This window comes from Mesorhizobium sp. ZC-5 (assembly GCF_025753855.1).
Classification (GTDB): Bacteria; Pseudomonadota; Alphaproteobacteria; order Rhizobiales; family Rhizobiaceae; genus Neomesorhizobium.
The window spans coordinates 17213-39952 of sequence record NZ_JAOWPT010000017.1 but is presented as its reverse complement, the minus strand read 5'-3'; the positions used below and the strand labels follow the sequence as shown (position 1 = coordinate 39952).

At 61.1% G+C, this 22740-nt stretch carries 17 protein-coding genes; 12 read left to right on the top strand and 5 right to left on the bottom strand.

What is annotated here, in order from left to right; translation table 11 throughout:
* Nucleotides 1–92: 92 nt before the first annotated feature.
* The 5 genes from OHD58_RS27675 (at nucleotide 93) to OHD58_RS27655 (ending at nucleotide 7453) form a co-directional block, all read left to right on the top strand.
* Nucleotides 93–827, top strand: coding sequence for a class I SAM-dependent methyltransferase (locus tag OHD58_RS27675; protein ID WP_263806837.1), 735 nt, complete (start codon nucleotides 93–95; stop codon nucleotides 825–827).
* 718 nt (nucleotides 828–1545) lie between these two features.
* Nucleotides 1546–3303 (top strand): heparinase II/III family protein, encoded by a 1758-nt coding sequence (locus OHD58_RS27670; protein WP_263806836.1) that lies wholly within the window; start codon nucleotides 1546–1548, stop codon nucleotides 3301–3303.
* Complete coding sequence (locus OHD58_RS27665) at nucleotides 3303–4538, top strand: glycosyltransferase family 4 protein (protein WP_263806835.1); 1236 nt, start codon at nucleotides 3303–3305, stop codon at nucleotides 4536–4538. The genes OHD58_RS27670 and OHD58_RS27665 overlap by 1 nt, the downstream gene beginning before the upstream one ends.
* Before the next feature lie 189 nt (nucleotides 4539–4727).
* Nucleotides 4728–5984 (top strand): O-antigen ligase family protein, encoded by a 1257-nt coding sequence (locus OHD58_RS27660; protein WP_263806834.1) that lies wholly within the window; start codon nucleotides 4728–4730, stop codon nucleotides 5982–5984.
* 71 nt (nucleotides 5985–6055) lie between these two features.
* On the top strand, nucleotides 6056–7453 hold the full coding sequence (locus OHD58_RS27655; RefSeq protein WP_263806887.1) for an O-antigen ligase family protein: 1398 nt from the start codon (nucleotides 6056–6058) through the stop codon (nucleotides 7451–7453).
* On the opposite strand, the gene OHD58_RS27650 is transcribed toward OHD58_RS27655, so the two are convergent.
* Nucleotides 7443–8786: a nucleotide sugar dehydrogenase gene (locus OHD58_RS27650; protein WP_263806833.1), complete on the bottom strand. Its 1344-nt coding sequence runs from the start codon at nucleotides 8784–8786 to the stop codon at nucleotides 7443–7445. The two genes, OHD58_RS27655 and OHD58_RS27650, sit on opposite strands and share 11 nt — an antisense overlap.
* A gap of 386 nt (nucleotides 8787–9172) precedes the next feature.
* On the opposite strand from OHD58_RS27650, the gene cysD reads away from it, so the two are divergent.
* Genes cysD through cysQ form a run of 3 tightly spaced genes read left to right on the top strand, consistent with a single transcriptional unit; the run spans nucleotide 9173 to nucleotide 12826 of the window.
* Complete coding sequence (gene cysD, locus OHD58_RS27645) at nucleotides 9173–10078, top strand: sulfate adenylyltransferase subunit CysD (protein WP_263806832.1); 906 nt, start codon at nucleotides 9173–9175, stop codon at nucleotides 10076–10078.
* A gap of 2 nt (nucleotides 10079–10080) precedes the next feature.
* A complete protein-coding gene (gene cysN / locus OHD58_RS27640; protein WP_263806831.1) occupies nucleotides 10081–12018 on the top strand; it encodes a sulfate adenylyltransferase subunit CysN in 1938 nt (645 codons plus the stop codon).
* A complete protein-coding gene (cysQ, locus tag OHD58_RS27635) occupies nucleotides 11981–12826 on the top strand; it encodes a 3'(2'),5'-bisphosphate nucleotidase CysQ (protein ID WP_263806830.1) in 846 nt (281 codons plus the stop codon). The genes cysN and cysQ overlap by 38 nt, the downstream gene beginning before the upstream one ends.
* 4 nt (nucleotides 12827–12830) lie before the next feature.
* Here the strand turns inward: cysQ and OHD58_RS27630 are convergent, their stop codons facing one another.
* The 4 genes from OHD58_RS27630 to OHD58_RS27615 form a co-directional block, all read right to left on the bottom strand.
* The gene (locus OHD58_RS27630; RefSeq protein WP_263806829.1) at nucleotides 12831–13973 is read right to left on the bottom strand and encodes a DegT/DnrJ/EryC1/StrS family aminotransferase; all 1143 of its coding nucleotides are present in this window, start codon (nucleotides 13971–13973) and stop codon (nucleotides 12831–12833) included.
* A 226-nt stretch (nucleotides 13974–14199) separates the two neighbouring features.
* Nucleotides 14200–14553: a nuclear transport factor 2 family protein gene (locus tag OHD58_RS27625; protein ID WP_263806828.1), complete on the bottom strand. Its 354-nt coding sequence runs from the start codon at nucleotides 14551–14553 to the stop codon at nucleotides 14200–14202.
* Nucleotides 14554–14677: 124 nt separating this feature from the next.
* A complete protein-coding gene (locus OHD58_RS27620) occupies nucleotides 14678–15601 on the bottom strand; it encodes a carbohydrate kinase family protein (RefSeq protein ID WP_263806827.1) in 924 nt (307 codons plus the stop codon).
* Nucleotides 15602–15674: 73 nt separating this feature from the next.
* Nucleotides 15675–16823, bottom strand: coding sequence for an ROK family transcriptional regulator (locus OHD58_RS27615; RefSeq protein WP_263806886.1), 1149 nt, complete (start codon nucleotides 16821–16823; stop codon nucleotides 15675–15677).
* Between the two features lie 282 nt (nucleotides 16824–17105).
* Here OHD58_RS27615 and OHD58_RS27610 point away from each other — a divergent pair, with 282 nt between their 5' ends.
* From OHD58_RS27610 to OHD58_RS27595, 4 genes are all read left to right on the top strand, one after another.
* Nucleotides 17106–18140 carry a sugar ABC transporter substrate-binding protein gene (locus OHD58_RS27610; protein WP_263806826.1) on the top strand — a complete coding sequence of 345 codons (1035 nt, stop codon included), beginning with the start codon at nucleotides 17106–17108 and terminating at the stop codon, nucleotides 18138–18140.
* 159 nt (nucleotides 18141–18299) lie between these two features.
* On the top strand, nucleotides 18300–19364 hold the full coding sequence (locus tag OHD58_RS27605) for an ABC transporter permease (protein WP_263806825.1): 1065 nt from the start codon (nucleotides 18300–18302) through the stop codon (nucleotides 19362–19364).
* Complete coding sequence (locus OHD58_RS27600; RefSeq protein WP_263806824.1) at nucleotides 19361–20143, top strand: ATP-binding cassette domain-containing protein; 783 nt, start codon at nucleotides 19361–19363, stop codon at nucleotides 20141–20143. Before OHD58_RS27605 ends, OHD58_RS27600 begins: the two co-directional genes overlap by 4 nt.
* A gap of 118 nt (nucleotides 20144–20261) precedes the next feature.
* A complete protein-coding gene (locus OHD58_RS27595) occupies nucleotides 20262–22730 on the top strand; it encodes a glycogen/starch/alpha-glucan phosphorylase (RefSeq protein WP_263806823.1) in 2469 nt (822 codons plus the stop codon).
* The last annotated feature ends 10 nt before the right edge of the window (nucleotides 22731–22740 follow it).

Below are 22740 nucleotides of genomic sequence, written 5' to 3'. Positions count from 1 at the left end.
CTGTGCGCCTTTCGGGCGACAAAGCGATTCAATGCCTTTCCAGTGACATAGCGATTTAATATGGTGCGCTGCATCTTTCAAACGGAATCCTCATGAATCTGCCTCCAGAAAATATCTTCGGTCATACCAAGAAGCTGGCCTACATCCTGGACCACCTGCGTCAGGTCGCAGAAAAGAATCCTTCTGCCACGGTACTCGACTTCGGGTGTGGAAACGGCTCCGCTGTATCACAGTACATCGTGGGCGCCCTTCGTGAAGCCGCCACCTATGTCGGGGTCGACATCCATACGGAGTCGATTGCGTATGCGAATAAACATTTCGGCAAACCAAACGCGCGCTTTACCAACGTTTTGCCAGAGGCCGGTACCTGCGACATGATCGTCTATGCGGATGTTCTCGAGCATTTGGATCAACCGCTCGAAATGCTGAGGGAGCATCAAAGGCTGCTCAAACCCGGCGGGGTGATTGTGGGCTCGATTCCCAATGGCGTTGGGCCGTTTGAGATAGAGAGTGCGATCGACCGCCGATTCCAGATCAGCAGGCGGATTGCGCGCGCCAGATCGAAAGCGGCGGGAAATACGTCAGCAATTCCTTACAACAGCGACTCCGGCCATCTGCAATTCTATCGCAAGAAACCATTCCTGCGAATGATCGAGGACGCGGGCTTTCACGTTACCGAATTCAAGAACGGCACCTTCTTCGGCGCGATGGTGACCGAGCGTGTGCTGAGGCTTGGCGGCACGCCCTTGATGCGGGCAAATACGGCTGTTGCGGAAGTGCTTCCCTATTGGGCCGTTTCCACCTGGTTATTTGCGGCCAGGCGGTAGATATAAAATGCGTGCGGGTCGAAAATCCCGATAAAGGTGCAATTTCTCACTTAAGGCTTCGTTCTCGCTTGGGTGATGAGATACCATCCCGCGATACGTCCGGCGGCGCGATACGAACCCCAGAATCCGACGATAAATCTTGCCGAACCTCAATCCCACTTGGTTAATATAGCTGCAAGTTCACGTCTGCCGTTGACATCGACGATCGGGTTGGCATCCGCCGTCGTGAATCGATGCGCAATCGGCGTGCGGCGGGACTTCGATCGGGCTGGCAATCTCCGCCTCGGCCGCTATCCGGGTGCTCCAGGCCTCGATCAATGGTATTCCGATCGCTACCGGTCAGGGCGCTTCGCCTGTCGCGCCGACCGACGCCGACGGATGGAAACACGTTAATCTGGAGTGCACGGCGAACCAGTACAACGACGACACACGGCGTTCCAGCTTCTCGCCTCGGCCGGCTCCGGACTTTATTTCGCTATGCCGAAAATCGACTTTGGCATGTCGGCCTCGATCCAAATCTCGGCGTGCTGATGAACGCGGATGTTCGGATAGGCCGTCACCGTCACACTCCCGAAAGCGACGGCAATACATCGGGCCGGGAGGCTTGATCGGTCCACCCGGCCGCCCGCGCTGTTACTCGCTTGCAATCGGCCCCCGGCTGTGGTTGGGGATGGCCTCCTGGCGCATCATCCCCTGAAAGTGTAACCACTTTCAGGGGATGATGCGCAGATTCAACGTGTTAGAGCGCCCTTTGCGTGTCCGAACGAGCGCGAGGCGTTCCAGGCTGAAGGCAACGAGAACGGGTGATATTCACAGAATGCGGAAGATTTTACCCAATATCAGCCGTCTCCTGCGCACGGTGCGCCACCTGCGATCCCGCCAGATCACCAACCGCATCGTCAGGCGGTTGGCACCGGCGCCGCACGTCGGCGGGGGCATTCCGGCGCTCAGAAGCCCCTCGGCACGATGGCAGCCTTGCCGCGGGCGACCGCAGTCGCTTCTATCCGCCGAACGATTCAGGTTCCTAGCGTTAGAAGCCGAGCTCGCGGCGTCGCGGGGCTGGAACGACGCGACGCTACCGAAGCTCTGGCTCTATAATCTGCATTATTTCGACGACCTGCTCGCCGAGGGCGCCACGGAACGCGAGGGCTGGCACCGTGCTCTGATCGATCGCTGGATCGCGGAAAATCCACCGACTGAAGGAAATGGCTGGGAGCCGTACACGCTTTCGCGGCGCATCATGAACTGGGTTTGCTCGGCGCTTTCCGGCTTCCCATTGTCCGAGCAGGCGCGCGCTAGTTTGGCCGTCCAGGCAAGAGCGCTCAACGGCACGCTCGAATATCACCTTCTCGGCAATCATCTCTTCGCCAACGCAAAGGCGCTAATCTTTGTGGGCGCTTTCTTCGAGGGAGCGGAAGCCGAACGGTGGTTGCAACGTGGGCTGGCGATTCTCGAGCGGGAAATTCCCGAGCAGGTGCTGGCGGATGGCGGCCACTTCGAATTGAGCCCCATGTATCATGCGCTCATCCTGGAAGACATGATCGACCTGCTGCAACTCGAAGCGATCTATCCGAGCCTTTTGGCGGACGCCTCACAGCGGCAGCGCTGGCGCGAGTGCATTGGCATGATGCTGGACTGGCTTGCCGCCATGACCCATCCCGACGGCGAAATCGCGTTGTTCAATGATGCTGCGTTCGGGCAGGCCCGCCGGTTCGCCGACTTGGCTGTCTATGCGGCGAATTTCGGTATTGCCGGTACCAGGGAAGCTCCACGGTTTGCCGCCTTGAAAGACAGCGGATATATCCGAATCGGTGCGGGCCCTTGGGTTGCCTTTTTCGATGTTGCCAAGATCGGCCCGGATTACATTCCAGGCCATGCCCATGCCGACACGCTGTCCGTCGAAATGTCGTTCGATGGAATCCGCCTGGTGACCAACGGCGGCACCTCGACCTATGCGCTAGGCCCGTTGAGGGAGGAGGAGCGCGCTACTTTCAACCACGCAACTGTGGAAATCGACAGCGTCAGCTCATCGGAAGTCTGGGCAAGTTTCCGTGTCGGCCGCCGGGCCCGATCGAGTGGCCTCAAGGTCTCCGAGCTAACCGATGGCGGTGAGGCAGAAGCCTCGCATGACGGCTACCGTTTCCTACCTGGCAGACCAACCCATCGGCGCAGCCTCTCTATCCTTCCGGAACGGGTAACAATTCGCGACCGGGTTGACGGGCATGGTCGGCACGAGCTAGTCGGCCGGTTTCCGCTTCACCCGTCGGTCAGGCAAGCCAAGACCAGCGACACCGGCTGGCGGATCGAAACTGCGTCTGGCCGAACGATTGTCGCGACCGTCAAAGGCCCGGTTCAGCATCGGATAGAGGAGGGCCATTTCGCACCGGAGTTCGGCTCGAGGCAGATCCGGCCTGTCCTGACTTGGCGAGCGAGCGCCCCTTTGCCAATCGATGTGACTGTGGATTTCGAGCCCTGATGCGCATTCTCCTGATGACCGACAACTATCCGCCGGAGACGAATGCCTCCGCCTTGCGTTGCAGCGCCCATGCACGGCGCTGGATAGAGAGGGGGGAGAATGTCACGGTCATCACCAGTTTCCCGAACTTCCCGGACGGTCTTCTTTTCAAGGGCTACCGGCAATCGCTCTTCAAGCGGGCGACGATCGACACGGTCGACGTGCTGCGTGTCCCAACGCTCATATTTCCCAACGCTGGAACGGTGACGCGCATCATTGATTTCCTCAGTTACATGATGAGCGCGACCATCTCCGCGATGTTCGTTCGGCGTCCGGACGTCGTCATTGCCACGTCACCGCAATTCTTCGCCGCTGTCGCCGGCTGGTTGGCAGCGGCGGTGTGGCGTCGGCCGTTCGTTTTCGAACTGCGGGATCTCTGGCCGGACTCCGTCGTGGCGGTAGGAGCGCTGAAGGATGGTCCCGTGCTCAACGTGATCAGGCGGCTCGAGCATTTTCTCTATCGACGTGCCGATCTTATCGTGACAGTGACGAATGCCTTCAAGGATCATCTGATCAAGCACGGCATCAGCCCCGACAAGATCGCGGTTGTGCGCAACGGCGCCGACCTTTCGGTCTTTTCGCCCGGCAACGCGTCCGCTCTCCGTCGCGCGCTCGGATTGGAAGGTAAGACGATCGTCTCCTACATCGGCACCATCGGCATGGCTCACGGGCTGGACATTCTGCTCGACGTCGCGACCGCCCTTGGCGAGCGAGCGCCGCAGGTGGTCCTCCTGATCGTAGGTTCCGGTGCCGAGCGCGAGGAATTGCGCAGGACGGTCGAAGATCGCGGTTTGAAGAATTTGGTTTTCGTCGACCGTGTGTCGCACGCAGAAATCGTCGATTACTGGCGTGTCAGCGACATGACCCTGGTGCTGCTCAAGGACGATCCGCTTTTCCGCACCGTCATTCCATCCAAGGTTTTCGAGGCGATGGCGACCGGAACTCCTATCGTTACCAATGTCACGGGAGAACTCGATTCGCTGCTCGCCCCGCTTGGCGCGGCCGTGCATGTCCAGCCGGGCAACGCGCCGGCCCTGGCCGATGCAATCGAGCAATTATCCGCGGACAACGACCGCAGGCGTGCGCTCTCTCGTGCCGGCGTCGTAGCCTCCGGAAGCTTTCATCGTGCCAATCAGGCCGACCTGATGCTCGAAGCGTTGAAAAAACTGACCGATCGGCGGACGCGCAAACACTGATGCACGGTTCGTCGGGCGATATTCTTGCGTCAAACAGTGCCGAGAAGGGGACAGTCTCCTCTGGGATGAGGCATATGCTGCAGCCGGGGAAACTTGTGGCGAATGCCGTCGTGTCCGATACCGGCACGCAGTGGCGCCTGAATACCTGAACAGATTCGCCGAAAGAGGTACAGTTTTGGCAAGACAGAAATGACAGCGATTTATAGCTACGCGCGTCGTCGCGGGCATATCCTTGTGTTGCTGACGCTTGCGCTGAGCCTCGTTGTCGATTTCGGCGGCGTCGGACTGATGGGAGCGCTGCTGGCGATCTGTGTCCTGGCGTCGGGCGGACAATCGATCTTCGACTCGATTAGACGCTTCGATCGTTCGTATCGCATGTCCGATGCCGGAAAAACCTACATCCTGATCGTACTTTACGTGGCGGTGATACTTTTCCTCACCTTCTATCATCAGGACGAGATGGGTGTTGCGGAAACGGCCACAAAGCTCATCATCATCGCCTATGCCATATTCTTTCATCTGAATAGATACGACGCCGCCATTGTATTTGTTGGGGCGGCAATGGGAGCGCTGCTCGCCAGTGGCGCAGCCGTATACGACTACTATTTCCTGAGCATGGATCGGGCGGAAGGCGTGACAAACCCCATCAGGTTCGGGTTTATCGCAGCGCTGTTCGGGGCGCTTTCGCTTGTCGGTTTTCTTTTCGATCGTCGAAGCCGCGCATTCACGATTTTGACCGCGGCCGGTTCCCTTGCAGGACTGCTGGCTGCTTATCTTTCCGCTTCGATGGGCACGGCGCTTGCCATTCCGCCGATGCTGCTCATGATCTTCATTCGGCTTTGGAGCAAATCCAGAACCCACGCCGTGTCGATCACATTGATGGTCTTGGCTGTGCTCGGCGGTCTCGTGGCGACGGACATCGGGTCGATGGGGTCGCGCGTCACCCTTGCACTGGACAGTATTCAGATAGCCTACCAGGGCGACACCACGCTGGACGACGAGTCTGTCAGATTGCGGGTCAAGATGTTACAAATTTCGGGACAGTTGTTCAGCGAAAACCCGCTTCTCGGCGTCGGAACCAACGGCTGGAATGCGGCGGTCGATGCGAGCGCGAAGACCGATGGCTTTGTGGGTTCGGAACTGCAAACACTGAATCAGGCACACAATCAGTTCGCCAACGACCTTTCCAAGGGCGGAATTGTCCGTGGTCTCGCGGGGCTGGCGCTGATGTTTTTGCCGTTGTACTTTTTCATCCGGGCCGGCGCGTTCTCGAACGATCCGAAGACGGTACCGGCGCTGGCAGGTGTGGTCACATGTGTCGGTTTTGCTGCGGTTGGCATGACCGAATCGGTGCTGGTTCTGAGCCTGCCTGCCTGCATCTACACCGTTCTCTTGTGCTTCCTGATGGCGCCCCAAGGGCCAGCGACCAAGAGCGGCTTGCCCTAGCGCCAAAATTAAGGCATGCCCCCTTTTTTGCGCGACCGGATTGCTGCGATTCGGCGGCAAGGGCCTTGGAAATGTTTATCTCGTCGTTGCGCAGGGGGAACGGCTTTTCCCTGAGTGCGAACATGGCGATCGTATTGACGCTCGCGCTCAGTCTGACAGTCGGTTTCGGCGGTGTCGGCTTCGTGCTCGCCGTGCTGACGGTGCATATTCTCGCAACCAGGTTGGAGGTGATTTCCCGGTCCCTTGGGAATTTCAATCGGGATTTCCTCCTGTCCGATGAGGGCATCGTCTCCGTCACGATAATCGCCTACGTGCTGGCGATCATTTTGATTGCGGCCTATCACGTTGATAATACGAGAGAAATTGAAACAAGCCTCAAGCTGTTCCTGATCGGCTATTTTGTCGTCAACTGTGTCGAGGATTACTCCCTACGAGCGATCTTCATCGGTTCGGCAATGGGCGCGGTCCTGGCATGCGGGTACGCCCTCTATGAGGTCGGCTTTCTTGGACTGGAGCGGGCCGACGGTCCGACCAATGCAATCCGGTTCGGCATGATGGCTACGCTCTTCAGCGGTTTGTCGCTTGTCGCCCTTTTGTTCGCGCCGGGGCCGCGCCGGTTCTCGATGCTGATGACGCTGGGCGCATTTGGCGGTCTACTGGCAAGCTTTCTGTCCGGCTCCCGCGGCGCCATCATTGCAATCCCGGTGCTGGTTTTGCTTCTTTTGCCGCGCATCTGGAGACGCCCCCGCAAGTCCGCAATATCGTTTCTGGCCCTCTACGTTGCCACGGCGATGTCGCTCATGATGCTCGATGTAGGCTCGTTGAGGTTGCGTGCGATCGCTGCTTTGGATGAATTGCAGTTCGAGCAGGAGGCTGAGGTTGACGTCGCCGCTTCGGAGGGGACTGCTGCGGTTGCCGGCTCGGAGCCGGTCGCTTTGGCCCAGCCTGTTTCGATGGAAGAATCGGTCCGCGCGCGCCAACAATTGTTGGCGCTGTCGTTTCACATGTTTCGCGAAAATCCCATATTCGGCGGCGGCGGTTACGGCTGGGAAAGGGAAGCGGTAAGGCGGATGCAGCCAAACGAGACGGGAATGGTTCTGCCGACCCATTTCAACCAGGCGCACAATCAATATGCCAATGACTTCGCGAGGGGTGGCCTTATCCGTGGATTCGCCGGTCTCGCTCTGCTTGGTGTTCCGATGTTCCTGTTCTTCAGGTCGAAACCGTTTTCGGATCGGGAGGGATCCGTGGCGGCGCTGGCCGGACTGATGACATGTGTCGCATTTTCGGTATTTAGCCTGACCGAATCGGTGATGTCGTTGAGCTTGCCGGTCTCCGTCTACGCGGTGCTGGTGTGCTATCTGATGGCAGCCAAATCCGCGCGCCAGGGATCGCGGCGCACGAGCGAAGGAAGCGGGTATGTGCAGTCCGCGGCGGTGAATGGTGTTCCGGGCGGCGCTACGCCTTGACGACCGTTTCGCTGAGCAGCCCCAGGCGGCCCAAAACGTTGCGTGTGTCCACCGTCAGCGACGACCATTTCACGATCGATTCGTAGTCGATGCCGTCGTGATCTGTCGCGATGACCAAAGCGTCGAAACTCTTGAGTGTCGCTTCGGTCAGTTCGACCGAGCGCCGGCCCTTTAGCGCCATGTGTTCGCGTGTCGCCGGGATTTCGCCTACATGCGGATCGTGGAATTCCGCCGTGCCGCCCCTTTCCTCGATGAGTTCGATGAGCCGCAGCGACGGGCTTTCCCGTATGTCCGGCACGTTCTTCTTGTAGGCGAGGCCGATGATGAGGATGCGTGATCGGCTGAGCGCCTTCCCATGCCGCTGGTCGAGCGCCTCGGCGAGCCTGGCGACGACATGGCGTGGCATTGCGGAGTTGATCTCGCCCGCAAGCTCGATGAAGCGTGTCGGCAACTCGTATTCGCGTGCTTTCCAGGACAGGTAGAACGGGTCGATGGGAACGCAATGTCCGCCCAGGCCCGGGCCGGGATAAAACGGCATGTAGCCGAACGGCTTGCTTTTGGCGGCCTCGATGACCTCCCAGATATCGATGCCCATCGCGCCATAGATGATCTTGAGTTCGTTGACGAGCGCGATGTTGACCGAGCGAAAGATGTTTTCCGTCAGCTTGACCGCTTCGGCCGTCTCAGTAGTGGAAACAGGCACGACGGTTTTCACCACGCGGCCGTAGAAAGCTTTCATCAGCGCGGCCGCTTCGGGCCCGTTGCCCGCGACGATCTTGGGAATCGTGGTGACCTCGAAGTTGCGGTTTCCGGGGTCCTCCCGTTCGGGGGAAAACCCGACAAAGAAGTCGCTTCCCGATTGCAACCCGTCCCCTTCGAGGATGACCTTCACGACGTCATTCGTGGTTCCCGGATAAGTGGTCGACTCGAGCACGACAAGTTGGCCACGCCGCAGGTTGCGCGCGATGACTTTGGTGGTTTCCCTGATGAAGGAGAGGTCCGGTTCCCGGTGTTTCGTCAAGGGCGTCGGAACGCAGATGATGATCACGTCACAGTCGGAAAGCTCGCTGAAATCGGCTGTGGCTCGAAGCCTGCCGCTGGCGAGTTCGGCAGCGAGGGCGGCGGCCGGAACGGATTCGATGTAGGACGTGCCGGCATTCAGCATCTGGACCTTTTGAGGATCGATGTCGAAACCGGTCGTCGGAAATCCATTGCGCGCGATCGCCGTGGCCAGCGGCAACCCGACGTAGCCGAGGCCGATCACGCCTGCTCGCGCGGTGCGTGCCGAGATTCTTTCAAGGAGGCGCTCATAATTGGATTGGGAAGCGTCCATTGTCTGCTTTCTCGTCGCTCGTCGCCTCGTTGGCGTGTCGATCCGCTCGTTCGGCCGATCGGTGACGTGGCATATTGCCGAACGGCATTTTCCGCAAGGCAGCGCGCGCCAGATGCCGAAACCATGACGTTGCCGAAAGCCTGCGCTGCACAGAAGCCCTGGCAAGTCGGCCGGTGAAAACGGCGGTTTCCGGCCTTCGGATGGGCCTGCTGAAATGGCTTTCCCCGATTCCGCCGTTCGGCGCAAAACTGCTTCTGCGCTGGTGGCCATATTGGTCGCAGCCGCCTTGAGAATGCACGCCTCGCCGTGACATTGCTCTTCTCAAACGTCCGGCATTTCCGCTGGACGGGCGCGGTGGATTCCTGCCCGCGCAAGAAGGCGTCTCGATGCTTGCAAGGCTCACCCATCTCGATCGGCTGGAAGCCGAGGCGATTCACATTTTCCGTGAGGTCGCCGCGACGTTCTCGAAGCCCGTCATGCTGTATTCCGTAGGAAAGGATTCGTCGGTCCTGCTGCATCTGGCGATGAAGGCTTTCTATCCGGCCAAGCCGCCGTTTCCGTTCCTCCACGTCGACACGACCTGGAAGTTCCGCGAAATGATCGAATTTCGCGATGCCATGGCGGTAAAGCACGGCTTTGACCTTCTGGTGCATATCAACGAGGACGGTGTTCGCCAGGGCATCAACCCGTTCGATCATGGCTCCAACACCCATACGCACGTCATGAAGACGGTCGCGCTCAGACAGGCGCTCGACAAATACGGTTTCGATGCCGCATTCGGCGGGGCCCGCCGCGACGAAGAGAAGTCCCGCGCCAAGGAGCGGATTTTCTCCTTCCGCAACGCCAGCCATACCTGGGACCCCAAGAACCAGCGCCCCGAAATGTGGAAAATCTACAACACGCGAGTGGCCCCGGGTGAATCGATCCGTGTCTTCCCGCTGTCGAATTGGACCGAGCTCGATATCTGGCAATACATCCTGCAGGAAGAGATCCCGATCGTTCCGCTCTATTTCGCCAGGCAGCGCTCGATCGTCGAACGCGACGACATGCTGATCATGGTCGACGACGAGCGCATGAAGCTGCGCGACGGCGAAGTCATCGAAAATCGCCTCGTCCGCTTTCGCACGCTGGGCTGCTACCCGCTCACCGGCGCCATTGAATCGGATGCCGAAGACCTCGAATCCGTTGTGAGCGAAATGCTGACCGCCCGGACCTCGGAACGCCAGGGCCGCCTCATCGACAAGGATGAAGCCGGCTCCATGGAAAAGAAGAAGCGCGAGGGCTATTTCTGATCATGCAGCATGTGATGACCAAGGAAATTGCCGTCGCCGACGACATCAGGAACTATCTGGCGGTGCAGGAGCAGAAATCGCTGATGCGGTTTCTGACTTGCGGCTCGGTGGATGACGGCAAGTCGACGCTCATCGGTCGTCTGCTCTATGACACCAAGCTGATCTTCGAGGATCAGCTCGCGGCGCTTGAAAAGGATTCCAGGAAGCACGGCACCAATGGTGCCGACATCGATTTCGCGTTGCTGGTCGACGGCCTGGAAGCCGAACGGGAGCAGGGCATCACCATCGATGTCGCTTATCGCTTCTTCGCGACGCCGAAGCGCAAATTCATCGTCGCCGATACGCCGGGACACGAGCAGTACACCCGCAACATGGCAACCGGCGCCTCGACGGCGGATCTGGCAGTCGTTCTCGTCGACGCCCGCCAGGGCATATTGCGTCAGACGCGCCGCCATTCGATCATCGCGTCGTTGCTCGGCATCCGCCACATCGCGCTTGCCGTGAACAAGTTCGATCTGGTTGGCTTCGATCGCAATGTCTTCGAGCGCATTTCGGCCGAATACCGCGAATTCGCGTCGGAGCTGGGCTTCGCGACGATCGAGCCTATCCCGATGTCGGCGCGCTACGGCGACAACGTCACGCGCCGGTCGAGCGAAATGCCTTGGTATGCGGGACCGACCCTGCTCGAACACCTGGAGAACGTGTCGATCAATGCGGTTGCAGTCGACCGGCCGTTCCGGTTTCCGGTCCAGTATGTGAACCGCCCGAACCTGGATTTTCGCGGTTTCGCGGGGACCGTCGCTTCAGGCTCCGTCGGCAAGGGCGACGACATCGTTGTCGCAAAGTCCGGCAAGCTGTCGCGGGTCAAGCGCATCGTGGCACAAGGCGGCGATCTGCAAAGGGCCGTTGAGGGACAGGCCGTCACCATCGTGCTCGAAGACGAGGTCGAGGTGTCGCGCGGCAACATGCTGGTCTCGCCATACACACGCCCACAGGTCACCGACCAGTTCGCTGCTAACCTTGTCTGGTTTGACGAAAGCGCGCTGCTGCCCGGCCGCTCCTACATCCTGAGGACCGAGACGGATCAGGCCAGCGCCACGGTCAGCGAGCTGCAATATCGAATCAATGTCAACGACTTCGCGCACGAAGCTGCCAAAACGCTTGAGATGAACGAGGTGGGTGTTGTCAGCGTCTCTCTGCAGTCGCCGATCGCCTTCGACAATTTCGCTGAAAACCGCACCACTGGCGCTTTCATCCTGATCGACCGGATGACCAACGCGACCGTGGGCGCCGGCATGATCCTCAATCCGCTGCGCCGCGCCGCCAACATCCACTGGCAGTCGCTCGATGTCGACAAGAAGGCGAGGGCGCTGTCGAAGCACCAGAAGCCCACGGTCCTCTGGTTCACCGGGCTTTCGGGCTCGGGCAAGTCGACGATTGCCAATCTTCTGGAGAAGAAGCTGCATTCCGCCGGCCATCACACATACCTGCTTGATGGCGACAACATCCGTCACGGCTTGAATCGCGATCTCGGGTTCTCCGACGAGGACCGTGTAGAAAACATCCGGCGTGTCGCTGAGGTTGCCCGCCTTATGGCCGATGCCGGCCTGATCGTGCTGGTATCCTTCATCTCGCCGTTCCGCGCCGAACGGCAGATGGCGCGCGAATTGTTGGAAGAGGGCGAATTCATTGAAGTCTTCGTCGATACGCCCTTCGACGAATGCGCGCGGCGCGACCCGAAGGGCCTTTACGCCAAGGCGCTCGGCGGCGAGATCAAGAATTTCACCGGTATCGATTCGCCCTACGAAGCTCCGGAAAAACCGGAAATCCATCTCGAAACATTCGGCAGGTCGCCCGAAGAGATGGTAGAGGTTTTGGACGAATGGCTTCACGAGCGCGAGAATGGCGATCAGCAATACGATAGCGGCGGCGGCATCTGACGACATCGCGGTTCTGGCGCTGTTCGAACGCCTGGCACTTGCGGCCGGGCGTGTGGTGCTCGATATTTTTCACTCCGACATCACGGTGAGCCGGAAGGACGATTCCTCGCCGGTCACCGAAGCGGACCGACGTGCGGAAAAGATCATCCTGGAGGGTCTGCGCGACGCGTTGCCCGGCATTGCATGTGTTGCCGAGGAAGAGTGCTCGGAGGGCATTGTCCCTCGCCAACTCGGCGACACGTTCCTGCTGATCGACCCGCTCGACGGCACCAAGGAATTCATCAACCGCTGCACGGATTTCACCGTCAACATCGCCCTGATCCGCGGGGGTGCACCGGAAATCGGCGTGGTCTTCGCGCCGGTGAGCCGCAAGCTCTATCTCGGGCGGCCGGGATTTGCGGAAGTGGTCGATGTCTCGGAAGATTTTCAGGTGGTGGGCCGCCGGCGGATCATCGTCAGGGAAGGGTTCGAACCTTTGACGATCGTTGCGAGCCGCTCGCACCGGACGCCGGAAACCGATGCCTACATCCTGAAATTCCGTACCGCCGAGATCGTCTCAGTGGGCTCGTCGCTGAAATTCTGCCTGATCGCCGCGGCCGAGGCCGATCTCTATCCGCGTTTCGGCCGAACCATGGAATGGGACACGGCGGCAGGTGACGCTGTGCTCCGGGCCGCCGGCGGCACTACCGAGATGGTCGACGGTACCCCGCTTGTCTACGGGAAGCGGGGCCGCCCGGACGAGCCGGACTTCGCCAATCCGACTTTCATCGCCAGCGGGCGCGTCGAAGGACTGCCGCGCGAAACCTAGCGGTCTACTCTGCGGCAGCCTGCGACGACTGGCCTTCGAGGAAGGAGCGAATCGTCTCGATGATGCGGTCCTGATCGGTCTTCGCCAGATAGGGATGCATCGGCAGGCACAATATGTGCTTCGGCAGGGTTTCGGAAACCTCCAACCCACCCGGTGCCTGCGGGAAGTCCCGGTAGGCGACCTGCTGATGCAGGGGTTTCACATAGTAGATGACCGACGGGATTTCTTTGCCCTGAAGATGCGTCTTCAGGGCATCCCGATGTGAGGTCTCGATCGCATATTGAGCCCAGGCCGACCGGCTTCCGTCCGCCACCACCGGCACTTTCGCGATATCGCCGAGGCCCTCGTTGTAGCGCTTGGCCACCGTCTGCCTGGCAATCATCTCGTCTTCGAGGATGGCCAGCTTTTCGATCAGGATCGCCGCCTGCAGCGTGTCGAGGCGCGAGTTCAACCCGACATGGATGTTGTCGTACTGGGTCTCGCCCTTGCCGTGGAAGGCGAAGGAACGCAGCCGCTCCGCCAGCGCGTCGTCATTGGTGAACATGGCGCCGCCGTCGCCGTAGCAGCCGAGCGGTTTTGCCGGATAGAAGCTGGTCCCGGCGACGTCGCCGAAAGCGCCGCACATCTTGCCGCCTACCGATCCGCCGATCGCCTGCGCCGCGTCCTCAATCACCAGCAGCCCTTCGCGCGCGGCGATCTTCTCAAGAGCGGCGTAGTCGGCGCCGAGTCCGAACAGGTCGACCGGGATGATCGCGCGGGGCTTCAGCCGGCCTTCCGCCTTCACCATGGCAATCGCCGCCTCAAGGCTGGCGATGTCGATGTTGTAGGTGTCGGCGTCCACATCCACGAAAACCGGCTCGGCCTTGGCGAGCGCCACCACCTCGGCCGTCGCCGCGAAGGTGAAGCTCGGCACGAACACCGCATCGCCCGGCCCGATGCCGGATGCATAGAGCGGCAGCAGAAGCGCGTCGGTGCCGTTGGCGCAGGCAACGGCATGCTTGACGCCGACATAGTCGGCGAGTTTGCGCTCGAATTCGCCGACTTCCGGCCCAAGGATATATTTGCCGCCGTCGACGACGCGGTTGATGGCTGCGGCGAGACGGTCGCGGATGCGTTCACGCTGCGCGCCGAGATCGATGAATTGCATATTCCGTTCCTGAGTATTCGACTTTCGGCGCTGATATCAGACCACGGGCTGCCTAGAAAGCACCGCTAGCATGCGTCCGTTTGGCACAAAGCAGCGCCGGCGTTACCGGCGGCTGCGATTTTAACCACAGGAATCGGCGCAAAAGACGGCAACGGATACTGTCGGCTCGCGTACGGCCGAGAACGCGAGCCGCCCCGAAATATAATGTGATCGAGGAATACGTGGCTCAGTAGAAGAAGCGCTCTTCGATGATCTTGTCGTCCTTGACGGTATAGAGCCCGACTTCATCCATCACGACACGTTCACCGGTCGCCTTGGGCGTCACGTCCAGCTTGAAACGAACGGTGAACTGATCCCCATTGAAGAAGGGGCCTTCGACCGAAGCGCCGTGAACCTCATGGTTTTCTGCCCACCAATCGCCCTTCTGCTTGACGGCGTCCCTGCCTTTGCAGACCGCCATCGGACCTTCCATGGCTTCGTAGCTCACTATGTCGTCGGCGTTGTACTTCCTGGCGGCCCCTTCGTGGTCGCCCTGCTGGAGCAGGGCAGTAAAGGCCTTGGCGAGTTCCACGGTAGTCATGAGCGTTTCCTCCTTGGTGGAATGGCTACGTCGATCTAACTCCCAGTGTCCCGATTATACCACCGACCCCACGACGGTATGCTGACAACCTGATGTCAGGATGTCTTCGCCGGCCGGTACCGGTCTAACCAAGCTCGTCGCGCCAGGGCGGATTGGCGCCTGGGCGGGAAACCGTAACGGCGGCAGCTTTTATCCCGAGCGCCAGGGCGGCATGGATCGTCTCTTCGGAGAGTTCCGCAAGCGCTGCCTTGGTCAAAACGCCGTGTTCGTGCAGCGAGGCGAGCACGCCGGCGTTGAAGGTGTCGCCGGCTCCGACCGTGTCGACGACGGTTACCTGCTTGGCCTCTACGGCCACTGTGTGGTGTCGCGAATAGGCAATGGCGCCGCGGCTGCCGCGCGTCATGACGATCAGCTTCGGTCCGCCTTCCAGCCATCTGGCGATGATGTCCTCATGCGTGCCCGGTTCGCCGAACCACCCGAGATCCTCGTCTGAAAGCTTGACGATGTCGGCCATCGCCATCATGCGGCGGATGCGGTCGAGATGTTTTTGCCGGTCGGGGATGAAGCCCGGCCTGATGTTCGGATCGAGCATCGTGACCCTCTGGCCGTGCTCGCGCTGCATGAGCGTTTCGTAGGTCGAGCCGCAGGGCTCGGGGATCAGGCTGATCGCCCCGAACAGCATGGCGTTGACGTCGTCGGCGAGCGCCGGCAGGTCGTCTTGCGAAAGCATCCGGCCCGCGGTGTTTTCATCGTAGAAAGCGTAACTGGCATGGCCGTCGACCAGCCGCACGAATGCCAAGGTCGTCGGCCGGTCCGAAATCGCCGCGTAATCGGCGCCGACGTGGCTCGCGGCGAGCACCTCGCGCAGTTGCTGCCCGAACAGATCAGACGAAAGCCCGGAGAAGAAACCGACCGGAACACGCAACCGTCCCAGCGCCACGGCGGTGTTGAACACCGCGCCGCCCGCATATGGGGCAAATGCCGGCTCGCCGGCGGTGCTCTCGCGCGGCAGCATGTCGATCAGCGCTTCGCCGCAACACAGGATCATGCTTTGCCCTCGGTGACAGTCTCGATGATGGAACTGGCGTAGTGACACGCCGCATGTGTTGCAACCGCTGCCATCAGAGCCCCTTCGACAGGGCGTTGGCACTGATCAGGAATCGCTCCGAAAGCGGCAGGCTGGCACCGCCCAGCGCCCGGGCATGAATGCCGACCGTCCCTTCGCGCACCGAAGGTATCCGCAGGCCCTCGACGTCGACCTTGCTGATCGCTGCCTGCGTGGCGGCGACAAGCCGCTGCCGCACCGAAGCCGGCATCCAGCCGTCGATGATGGCTGCCTCGAAGTCGATGACCGAAGAGGCCGCGACAATTCCATAGGCGAGGGCGGAAGACGCCGCCTCGATCCAGTTGTCGAGTTCGGCCCCGAGATCGCCCCAATCTTCGGGCGATGTCCAGAGTTGGGAGGCGTCGCGCCCCCTCGCGTTGAGCGCCTGTTCGAGAATGGCGATCGAGGCGACATCGATGAGCTGGATCGGCTTGCCGGCCGCTCCCGGAACGGGCATCGAGCCCAGTGCCCCGGCATTGCCGGTAGGCCCGCTGTAGAGGCTCCCGTTGAGCACGATACCGCCACCGGCGAAGGCGCCGATATAGAAATAGATGAAATCCCTGAGGCCCCCGGTCTGGCCGAACACCAGTTCGGCCCCGCAGGCCGACGTGGCGTCGTTCTGCAGGTAGACGGGGAAGCTGCATTGGGCCTGGATCTCGGCGCGGATATCGCGATGACGCCACTGGTCCATGACATCGCGCGGCGCGCCGGCGGTGTCGGCCCAGTTCCAGAGCTCGAACGGCATCGCGATGCCCAGCCCGGCGATCCGCTTGTCCTGAACAGCGCTCAGCCCGGCGCGGATCTCGCCGAGCCCTTCGGTGACGAATTCGACGGTCTCGCGCGGCGCCGGATAGCGGTATGACATCTGCTTCGTCGCGCGCACCTGGCCGAGGAAATCGATGAGCACCAGTTCCGCGCTCCGGCGTCCGATCTTGAGGCCGAGGAAATAAGCGCCGTCCGGATTGAGCGCCATCGGGATCGACGGCTGGCCGATCTTGCCGCGGATCGGCTCCTGGCGCAGGAAAAGCCCTTCGTTCTCCAGTTCGCGCATGATGACCGACACGGTCTGCGCGGAGAGGCCGGTCATGCGAGCGATATCGGTCTTGGCCAGACTGCCGTGGCGGCGCACCAGCGACAGCACCACGCGCTCGTTGGCGTCGCGCATGCCGCTCTGGTTTGTGCCGCGATGAAAGCGGCTTTCGCCGGTTTCCGTGGGCCGTATCGTTGGGTTGCCGGTTTCCACCGGACGCCTCCGTTCCCGTCCATGCTTTTGCCAACAATGCGGTGCGCCGGGAACGCTGTCAATAATAAATAAGAGTGATTTATTAATTGACACCACCCCTAAATTGATGTTTCGTTGCTGCGAACATCCAGGCGACGGGAGTGCCCGGATGCTTGTCCGGCGTCGGCCAACCGGCGTCAGTTTTGTTTTACTGGGAGGTTTATCGTGACCAAGACCGCATTCTTGAAATCGACCGTTTTCGGCGCCGCTGCGGCGGCTTTGCTGGGCTTTGCCGCGCCCGCTTCGGCACAGGAGGTCGGCGCCTGCCTGATCACCAAGACCGACACCAACCCCTTCTTCGTCAAGATGAAGGAAGGCGCCACCGCAAAGGCCAAGGAACTCGGCATCAATCTCAAATCCTATGCCGGCAAGATCGACGGCGACAGTGAAAGCCAGGTCGCGGCGATCGAGAGCTGCATTGCCGATGGCGCCAAGGGCATCCTGCTCACCGCTTCGGACACCAAGGGCATCGTCTCGACCGTCAAGAAGGCGCGCGACGCGGGCATCCTGGTGATCGCTCTCGATACGCCGCTCGATCCGGCCGACTCCGCCGACGCCACCTTCGCCACCGACAACTTCCTCGCCGGCAAGCTGATCGGCCAATGGGCCGCGGCGACCCTCGGCGATGCCGCCAAGGATGCGAAGATCGGCTTCCTCGACCTGACCCCGGATCAGCCGACAGTCGACGTGCTGCGTGACCAGGGCTTCATGGCTGGCTTCGGCATCGACACCAAGGACGTCAACAAGATCGGCGACGAGGACGATCCGCGCATCGTCGGCCACGACGTCACCAATGGCAACGAGGAGGGCGGCCGCAAGGCGATGGAGAACCTCCTGCAGAAGGACAATACCATCAACGTCATCCACACCATCAACGAGCCGGCCGCGGTCGGCGCCTACCAGGCGCTCAAGGCAGTAGGCCTGGAAAGCCAGGTGCTGATCGTTTCGGTCGACGGCGGCTGCCCGGGCGTGAAATCAGTGGCGGAAGGCGTCATCGGCGCCACCTCGCAGCAATATCCGCTGCTGATGGCATCGCTCGGCATCGAGGCGATCGCCGCCTTCGCCAAGGACGGCACCAAGCCGAAGCCGACCGAGGGCAAGGAGTTCTTCGACACCGGTGTCAACCTCGTCACCGACAAGCCGGCAAACGGGGTGCCTTCGATCGACACCGAGGAAGGCACGGACAAGTGCTGGGGCTAAGCGCTCCGATCATTCGCAACATGTGACCACGATGGCCGGGGCTTGATCCCCGGCCGGTTTGGGCGGACGATGACGAAAGCCGTCCGCCCGACACACGCGGCGCCAGATCGATGACGCGGCGGCAGTGATCCGCACGCCAGGCGCAGGTTGGAGGGAACGATGGCTCAGGCCCAGGAATTCGAGAAGGTGCTCTCGGAAAGCGACAAGTCCGTCGCTTCTTTCGATGAGCATGGTGTCTCGCCGCTCAGGCGCATACAGCATTTCCTGCACGGAAATCCGGCGGCCGTGCCGCTTATCGTGCTGGTCATGGCGGTCCTCATCTTCGGCCTGACCATCGGCGGGCGTTTCTTCTCGTCCTACACGCTGACGCTGATCCTCCAGCAGATCGCCGTGGTGGGTATTCTCGGCGCGGCGCAGACATTGGTCATCCTGACGGCGGGCATCGACCTGTCGATCGGCGTCGTGATGGTGATCTCCGCGGTCGTCATGGGCAATTTCGCCGTTGGCTACGGCTGGCCCGCTTTCATCGCCATCCCGATCGGCCTCGTGGTCGGCGCGCTGTGCGGGCTGCTGAACGGGGTCTTGGTCGCTTATGTGAAGCTGCCGCCCTTCATCGTGACGCTCGGCACGTGGAACGTCATCATGGCGACGAATTTCATCTATTCCGCCAATGAGACGATCCGCGAGGCGGATGTTTCCAGTCAGGCGCCGCTGCTGCATCTGTTCGGCACCAGCTTCAAGGTCGGCAATGCCGTGCTGACCCTCGGCGTCATCGCCATGGTCATCCTGGTCCTTGTCCTCTGGTACGTCCTCAACCACACGGCCTGGGGAAGGCACGTTTATGCGGTCGGCGACGACGCCGAGGCCGCGAAGCTTTCGGGCATCCAGACCAAAAAGGTTCTGCTGGCGGTTTATTCGCTGGCCGGTCTGATCGCGGCGTTCGCTGCCTGGGTGGCGATCGGCCGCAACGGGTCGGTTTCCCCTTCATGGGCGGTGACCGACTACAATCTCCAGGCCATCACCGCGACGGTGATCGGCGGCATTTCGCTCTTCGGCGGACGCGGTTCGATCCTCGGCACTCTGTTCGGCGCCATGATCGTCGGCGTCGTGTCGATGGGGCTCAACATGCTCGGCGCCGACCCGCAGTGGAAAGTGTTCCTGACGGGTGTCCTCATCATCGGCGCCGTCGCCATCGACCAGTGGATCAGGAAGGTCTCGGCATGAGTGTGCAACCCCTTCTCACCGCGCGCGGACTGGTCAAGCGTTATGGCCGCGTCATTGCGCTGAACAATGCCGACTTCGACCTCTATCCCGGCGAAATCCTCGCCGTGATCGGCGACAACGGTGCCGGAAAGTCCTCGCTGATCAAGGCGATCTCCGGCGCCGTGGTCCCTGATGAGGGCGAAATCCAGCTCGAAGGCAAGACGATACAATTCCGCTCGCCAATGGAAGCGCGCGACGCCGGCATCGAGACCGTCTACCAGAACCTGGCGCTGTCGCCGGCCTTGTCGATCGCCGACAACATGTTTCTCGGCCGCGAGATACGCAAACCCGGCATTGCCGGATCGGTGTTTCGCATGCTCGACCGCTCGGCGATGGAAAAGCGGGCGCGCGACAAGCTCACCGAGCTCGGCCTGATGACCATCCAGAACATAAGCCAGGCGGTGGAAACCCTGTCCGGAGGCCAGCGTCAGGGCGTGGCGGTGGCACGCGCCGCCGCCTTCGGCTCGAAGGTGGTGATCATGGACGAGCCGACGGCGGCACTCGGGGTCAAGGAATCGCGCCGCGTCCTGGAACTCATCCTCGACGTCAAGAAGCGGGGTATGCCGATCGTTCTCATCTCGCACAACATGCCGCATGTCTTCGAGGTGGCAGACCGCATCCACATTCACCGGCTCGGCCGTCGCCTCACCGTCATTGATCCGAAGCAGTATACGATGTCGGATGCCGTCGCCTTCATGACCGGAGCCAAGAAGCCGCCGGAAGAAGCGCTCGCCGCCTGACTCGAAATGCATGGGAGGCGCGGCAATTTCGCGTTTCCAAATCGATTGAATCCCCGCTAGGCTTGAGCCGGGAGGAATGATGGCGGTCCGAGGATCGCCGGCAGAACGGAAGAACTGAATGACCTTGGCGCCGAACTCCGAACTTCTGAGGCCGATCCTGCACAATTCCGATCCCAAGACGCTCGCAACCGAAATCCTGAAGAGCCTGACCTACAGGTTAGGCAAGGACGCCAGTGTCGCGACGCCGCACGATTGGCTGACCGCGTCCATCAAGGTGGTGCGCGACCGTATCATCGAGCGCTGGATCGCGTCCACCAAGGAAGCCTACGAGCAGCAGGAAAAGCGGGTTTACTACCTCTCGCTGGAATTCCTCATCGGCCGGCTGATGCGCGATGCCTTCTCCAATATCGGCCTGCTCGACAACATGCGCGAGGCGCTTTCCTCGCTCGGCGTCGACATCGACGTGATCGCCAAACTGGAGCCGGACGCCGCCCTCGGCAATGGCGGCCTCGGGCGTCTCGCTGCCTGCTTCATGGAATCGATGGCCACCGTGAACGTGCCGGCGCATGGCTACGGCATCCGTTATGTCCACGGCCTGTTCCGCCAGGAATTTTCCGATGGCTGGCAGGTCGAATTGCCGGAAACCTGGCTCGACCACGGCAATCCCTGGGAATTCGAACGGCGCGAACGCTCCTTCGAGGTCGGTTTCGGCGGCACCGTCGAATCCGTCACGTCGAAGGACGGGCGGCTGGAGCGGCATATCTGGAAGCCGACCGAGCGGGTGCTGGCAGTCGCCTATGATACTCCGGTGGTCGGCTGGCGCGGCGAGCGCGTCAACACACTACGGCTATGGTCGGCGATGCCGGTCGATCCGATCCTGCTCGAAGCCTTCAACGCCGGCGACCACATCGGCGCGCTGCGCGAAAGCAACAAGGCGGAAGTTCTCACGCAGGTTCTTTACCCGGCGGATTCGCATCTTGCCGGCCAGGAATTGCGGCTGCGGCAGGAATACTTCTTCTCCGCCGCTTCGCTGGAAGATATCGTCCAGCGGCATCTCAGCCAGTATGGCGAACTGCTGTCGCTTCCAGACAAGGCTGCGATCCATCTCAACGACACGCACCCGGCCGTCGCCGTCGCCGAACTGATGCGCCTGCTGATGGATGTCCACGCCATCGACTTCGATACCGCCTGGGATCTTACCAAGCGCACCTTCGCCTACACCAACCACACGCTGCTGCCGGAGGCGCTGGAAAGCTGGCCGGTGCCGCTATTCGAGCGGCTTCTGCCGCGCCACATGCAGATTGTCTACGCAATCAATGCGCAGATCCTGCTGGAGGCGCGCGCCACCCAGAAATTCGACGACCCGCAGATCGGCAGCATCTCCCTGATCCACGAAGGAACCGACCGGCGCGTGCGCATGGGCAACCTGGCCTTCGTCGGCTCGCATTCGATCAACGGTGTTTCGGCCCTGCATACCGAACTCATGAAGGAGACGGTATTCGCCGACCTGCATCGGCTTTATCCCGGCCGCATCAACAACAAGACCAACGGCATCACGCCGCGCCGCTGGCTGATCCAGTGCAATCCCGGCCTCACCACCCTCGCACGGGAAGCCATCGGCGACGGCTTCCTCGACGACATCAATCTCCTGTCGGGCCTGGACCCGCTGGCTGAGGATGCGGCGTTCCGCGAAAAGTTCGCCGCCGTGAAGCGGGCCAACAAGCAGCGTCTGTCCGATCTTGTCGCCGAACGTCTCGGCATCAAGCTCGACCCGTCGGCGCTGTTCGACATCCAGATCAAGCGCATCCACGAATACAAGCGCCAATTGCTCAACATCATCGAGGCGGTGGCGCTCTACGACCAGATCCGCTCGCACCCCGAAAAGGACTGGATGCCGCGGGTGAAATTCTTCGGCGGCAAGGCGGCGCCCAGCTACCACAACGCCAAGCTGATCATAAAGCTCGCCAACGATGTCGCCCGCGTCATCAACCGCGATCCGGCGGTGCGCGGCCTCTTGAAGATCGTCTTCATTCCCAACTATCGCGTCAGCCTGGCTGAAATCATGGTGCCGGCCGCCGATCTGTCGGAGCAGATTTCCACCGCCGGCATGGAAGCGTCGGGCACCGGCAACATGAAGTTCGCGCTGAACGGCGCCATCACCATCGGCACGCTCGACGGCGCCAATGTCGAGATCAAGGAGTGCGTCGGCGACGACAACATCGTCATCTTCGGCCTGACGGCGGCCGAAGTCGCCGAACGTCGTGCCAACGGCTACCGGCCGCGCGAGATCATTGAAGGCTCGCCGGAACTCGCGCAGGCGCTGTCGGCCATCGCTTCCGGTGTATTTTCGCCCGACGATCCCAACCGTTTCCGCGACCTGATCAACGGTATCTACGACAGCGACTGGTTCATGGTGGCCGCCGACTTCGACGCCTACGCCGAGGCGCAGCGCAGGGTCGATGCGATCTGGAAGAACAGCCCTGAATGGCAGGCCAAGGCGATCCGCAACGTGGCGCGGGTCGGCTGGTTCTCGTCCGACCGAACGATCCGCCAATACGCCAGCGAAATCTGGAACGTGCCGGTGTGATGGAATTGTC

Bases quoted from the DNA above. Each gene is read 5' to 3' on its own strand.
- OHD58_RS27675 (WP_263806837.1), top strand. From the start codon at position 93: ATGAATCTGCCTCCAGAAAATATCTTCGGTCATACCAAGAAGCTGGCC.
- OHD58_RS27670 (WP_263806836.1), top strand. From the start codon at position 1,546: ATGATGCGCAGATTCAACGTGTTAGAGCGCCCTTTGCGTGTCCGAACG.
- OHD58_RS27665 (WP_263806835.1), top strand. From the start codon at position 3,303: ATGCGCATTCTCCTGATGACCGACAACTATCCGCCGGAGACGAATGCC.
- OHD58_RS27660 (WP_263806834.1), top strand. From the start codon at position 4,728: ATGACAGCGATTTATAGCTACGCGCGTCGTCGCGGGCATATCCTTGTG.
- OHD58_RS27655 (WP_263806887.1), top strand. From the start codon at position 6,056: ATGTTTATCTCGTCGTTGCGCAGGGGGAACGGCTTTTCCCTGAGTGCG.
- OHD58_RS27650 (WP_263806833.1), bottom strand. From the start codon at position 8,786: ATGGACGCTTCCCAATCCAATTATGAGCGCCTCCTTGAAAGAATCTCG.
- cysD (WP_263806832.1), top strand. From the start codon at position 9,173: ATGCTTGCAAGGCTCACCCATCTCGATCGGCTGGAAGCCGAGGCGATT.
- cysN (WP_263806831.1), top strand. From the start codon at position 10,081: ATGCAGCATGTGATGACCAAGGAAATTGCCGTCGCCGACGACATCAGG.
- cysQ (WP_263806830.1), top strand. From the start codon at position 11,981: ATGGCGATCAGCAATACGATAGCGGCGGCGGCATCTGACGACATCGCG.
- OHD58_RS27630 (WP_263806829.1), bottom strand. From the start codon at position 13,973: ATGCAATTCATCGATCTCGGCGCGCAGCGTGAACGCATCCGCGACCGT.
- OHD58_RS27625 (WP_263806828.1), bottom strand. From the start codon at position 14,553: ATGACTACCGTGGAACTCGCCAAGGCCTTTACTGCCCTGCTCCAGCAG.
- OHD58_RS27620 (WP_263806827.1), bottom strand. From the start codon at position 15,601: ATGATCCTGTGTTGCGGCGAAGCGCTGATCGACATGCTGCCGCGCGAG.
- OHD58_RS27615 (WP_263806886.1), bottom strand. From the start codon at position 16,823: ATGCGCGACGCCAACGAGCGCGTGGTGCTGTCGCTGGTGCGCCGCCAC.
- OHD58_RS27605 (WP_263806825.1), top strand. From the start codon at position 18,300: ATGGCTCAGGCCCAGGAATTCGAGAAGGTGCTCTCGGAAAGCGACAAG.
- OHD58_RS27600 (WP_263806824.1), top strand. From the start codon at position 19,361: ATGAGTGTGCAACCCCTTCTCACCGCGCGCGGACTGGTCAAGCGTTAT.
- OHD58_RS27595 (WP_263806823.1), top strand. From the start codon at position 20,262: ATGACCTTGGCGCCGAACTCCGAACTTCTGAGGCCGATCCTGCACAAT.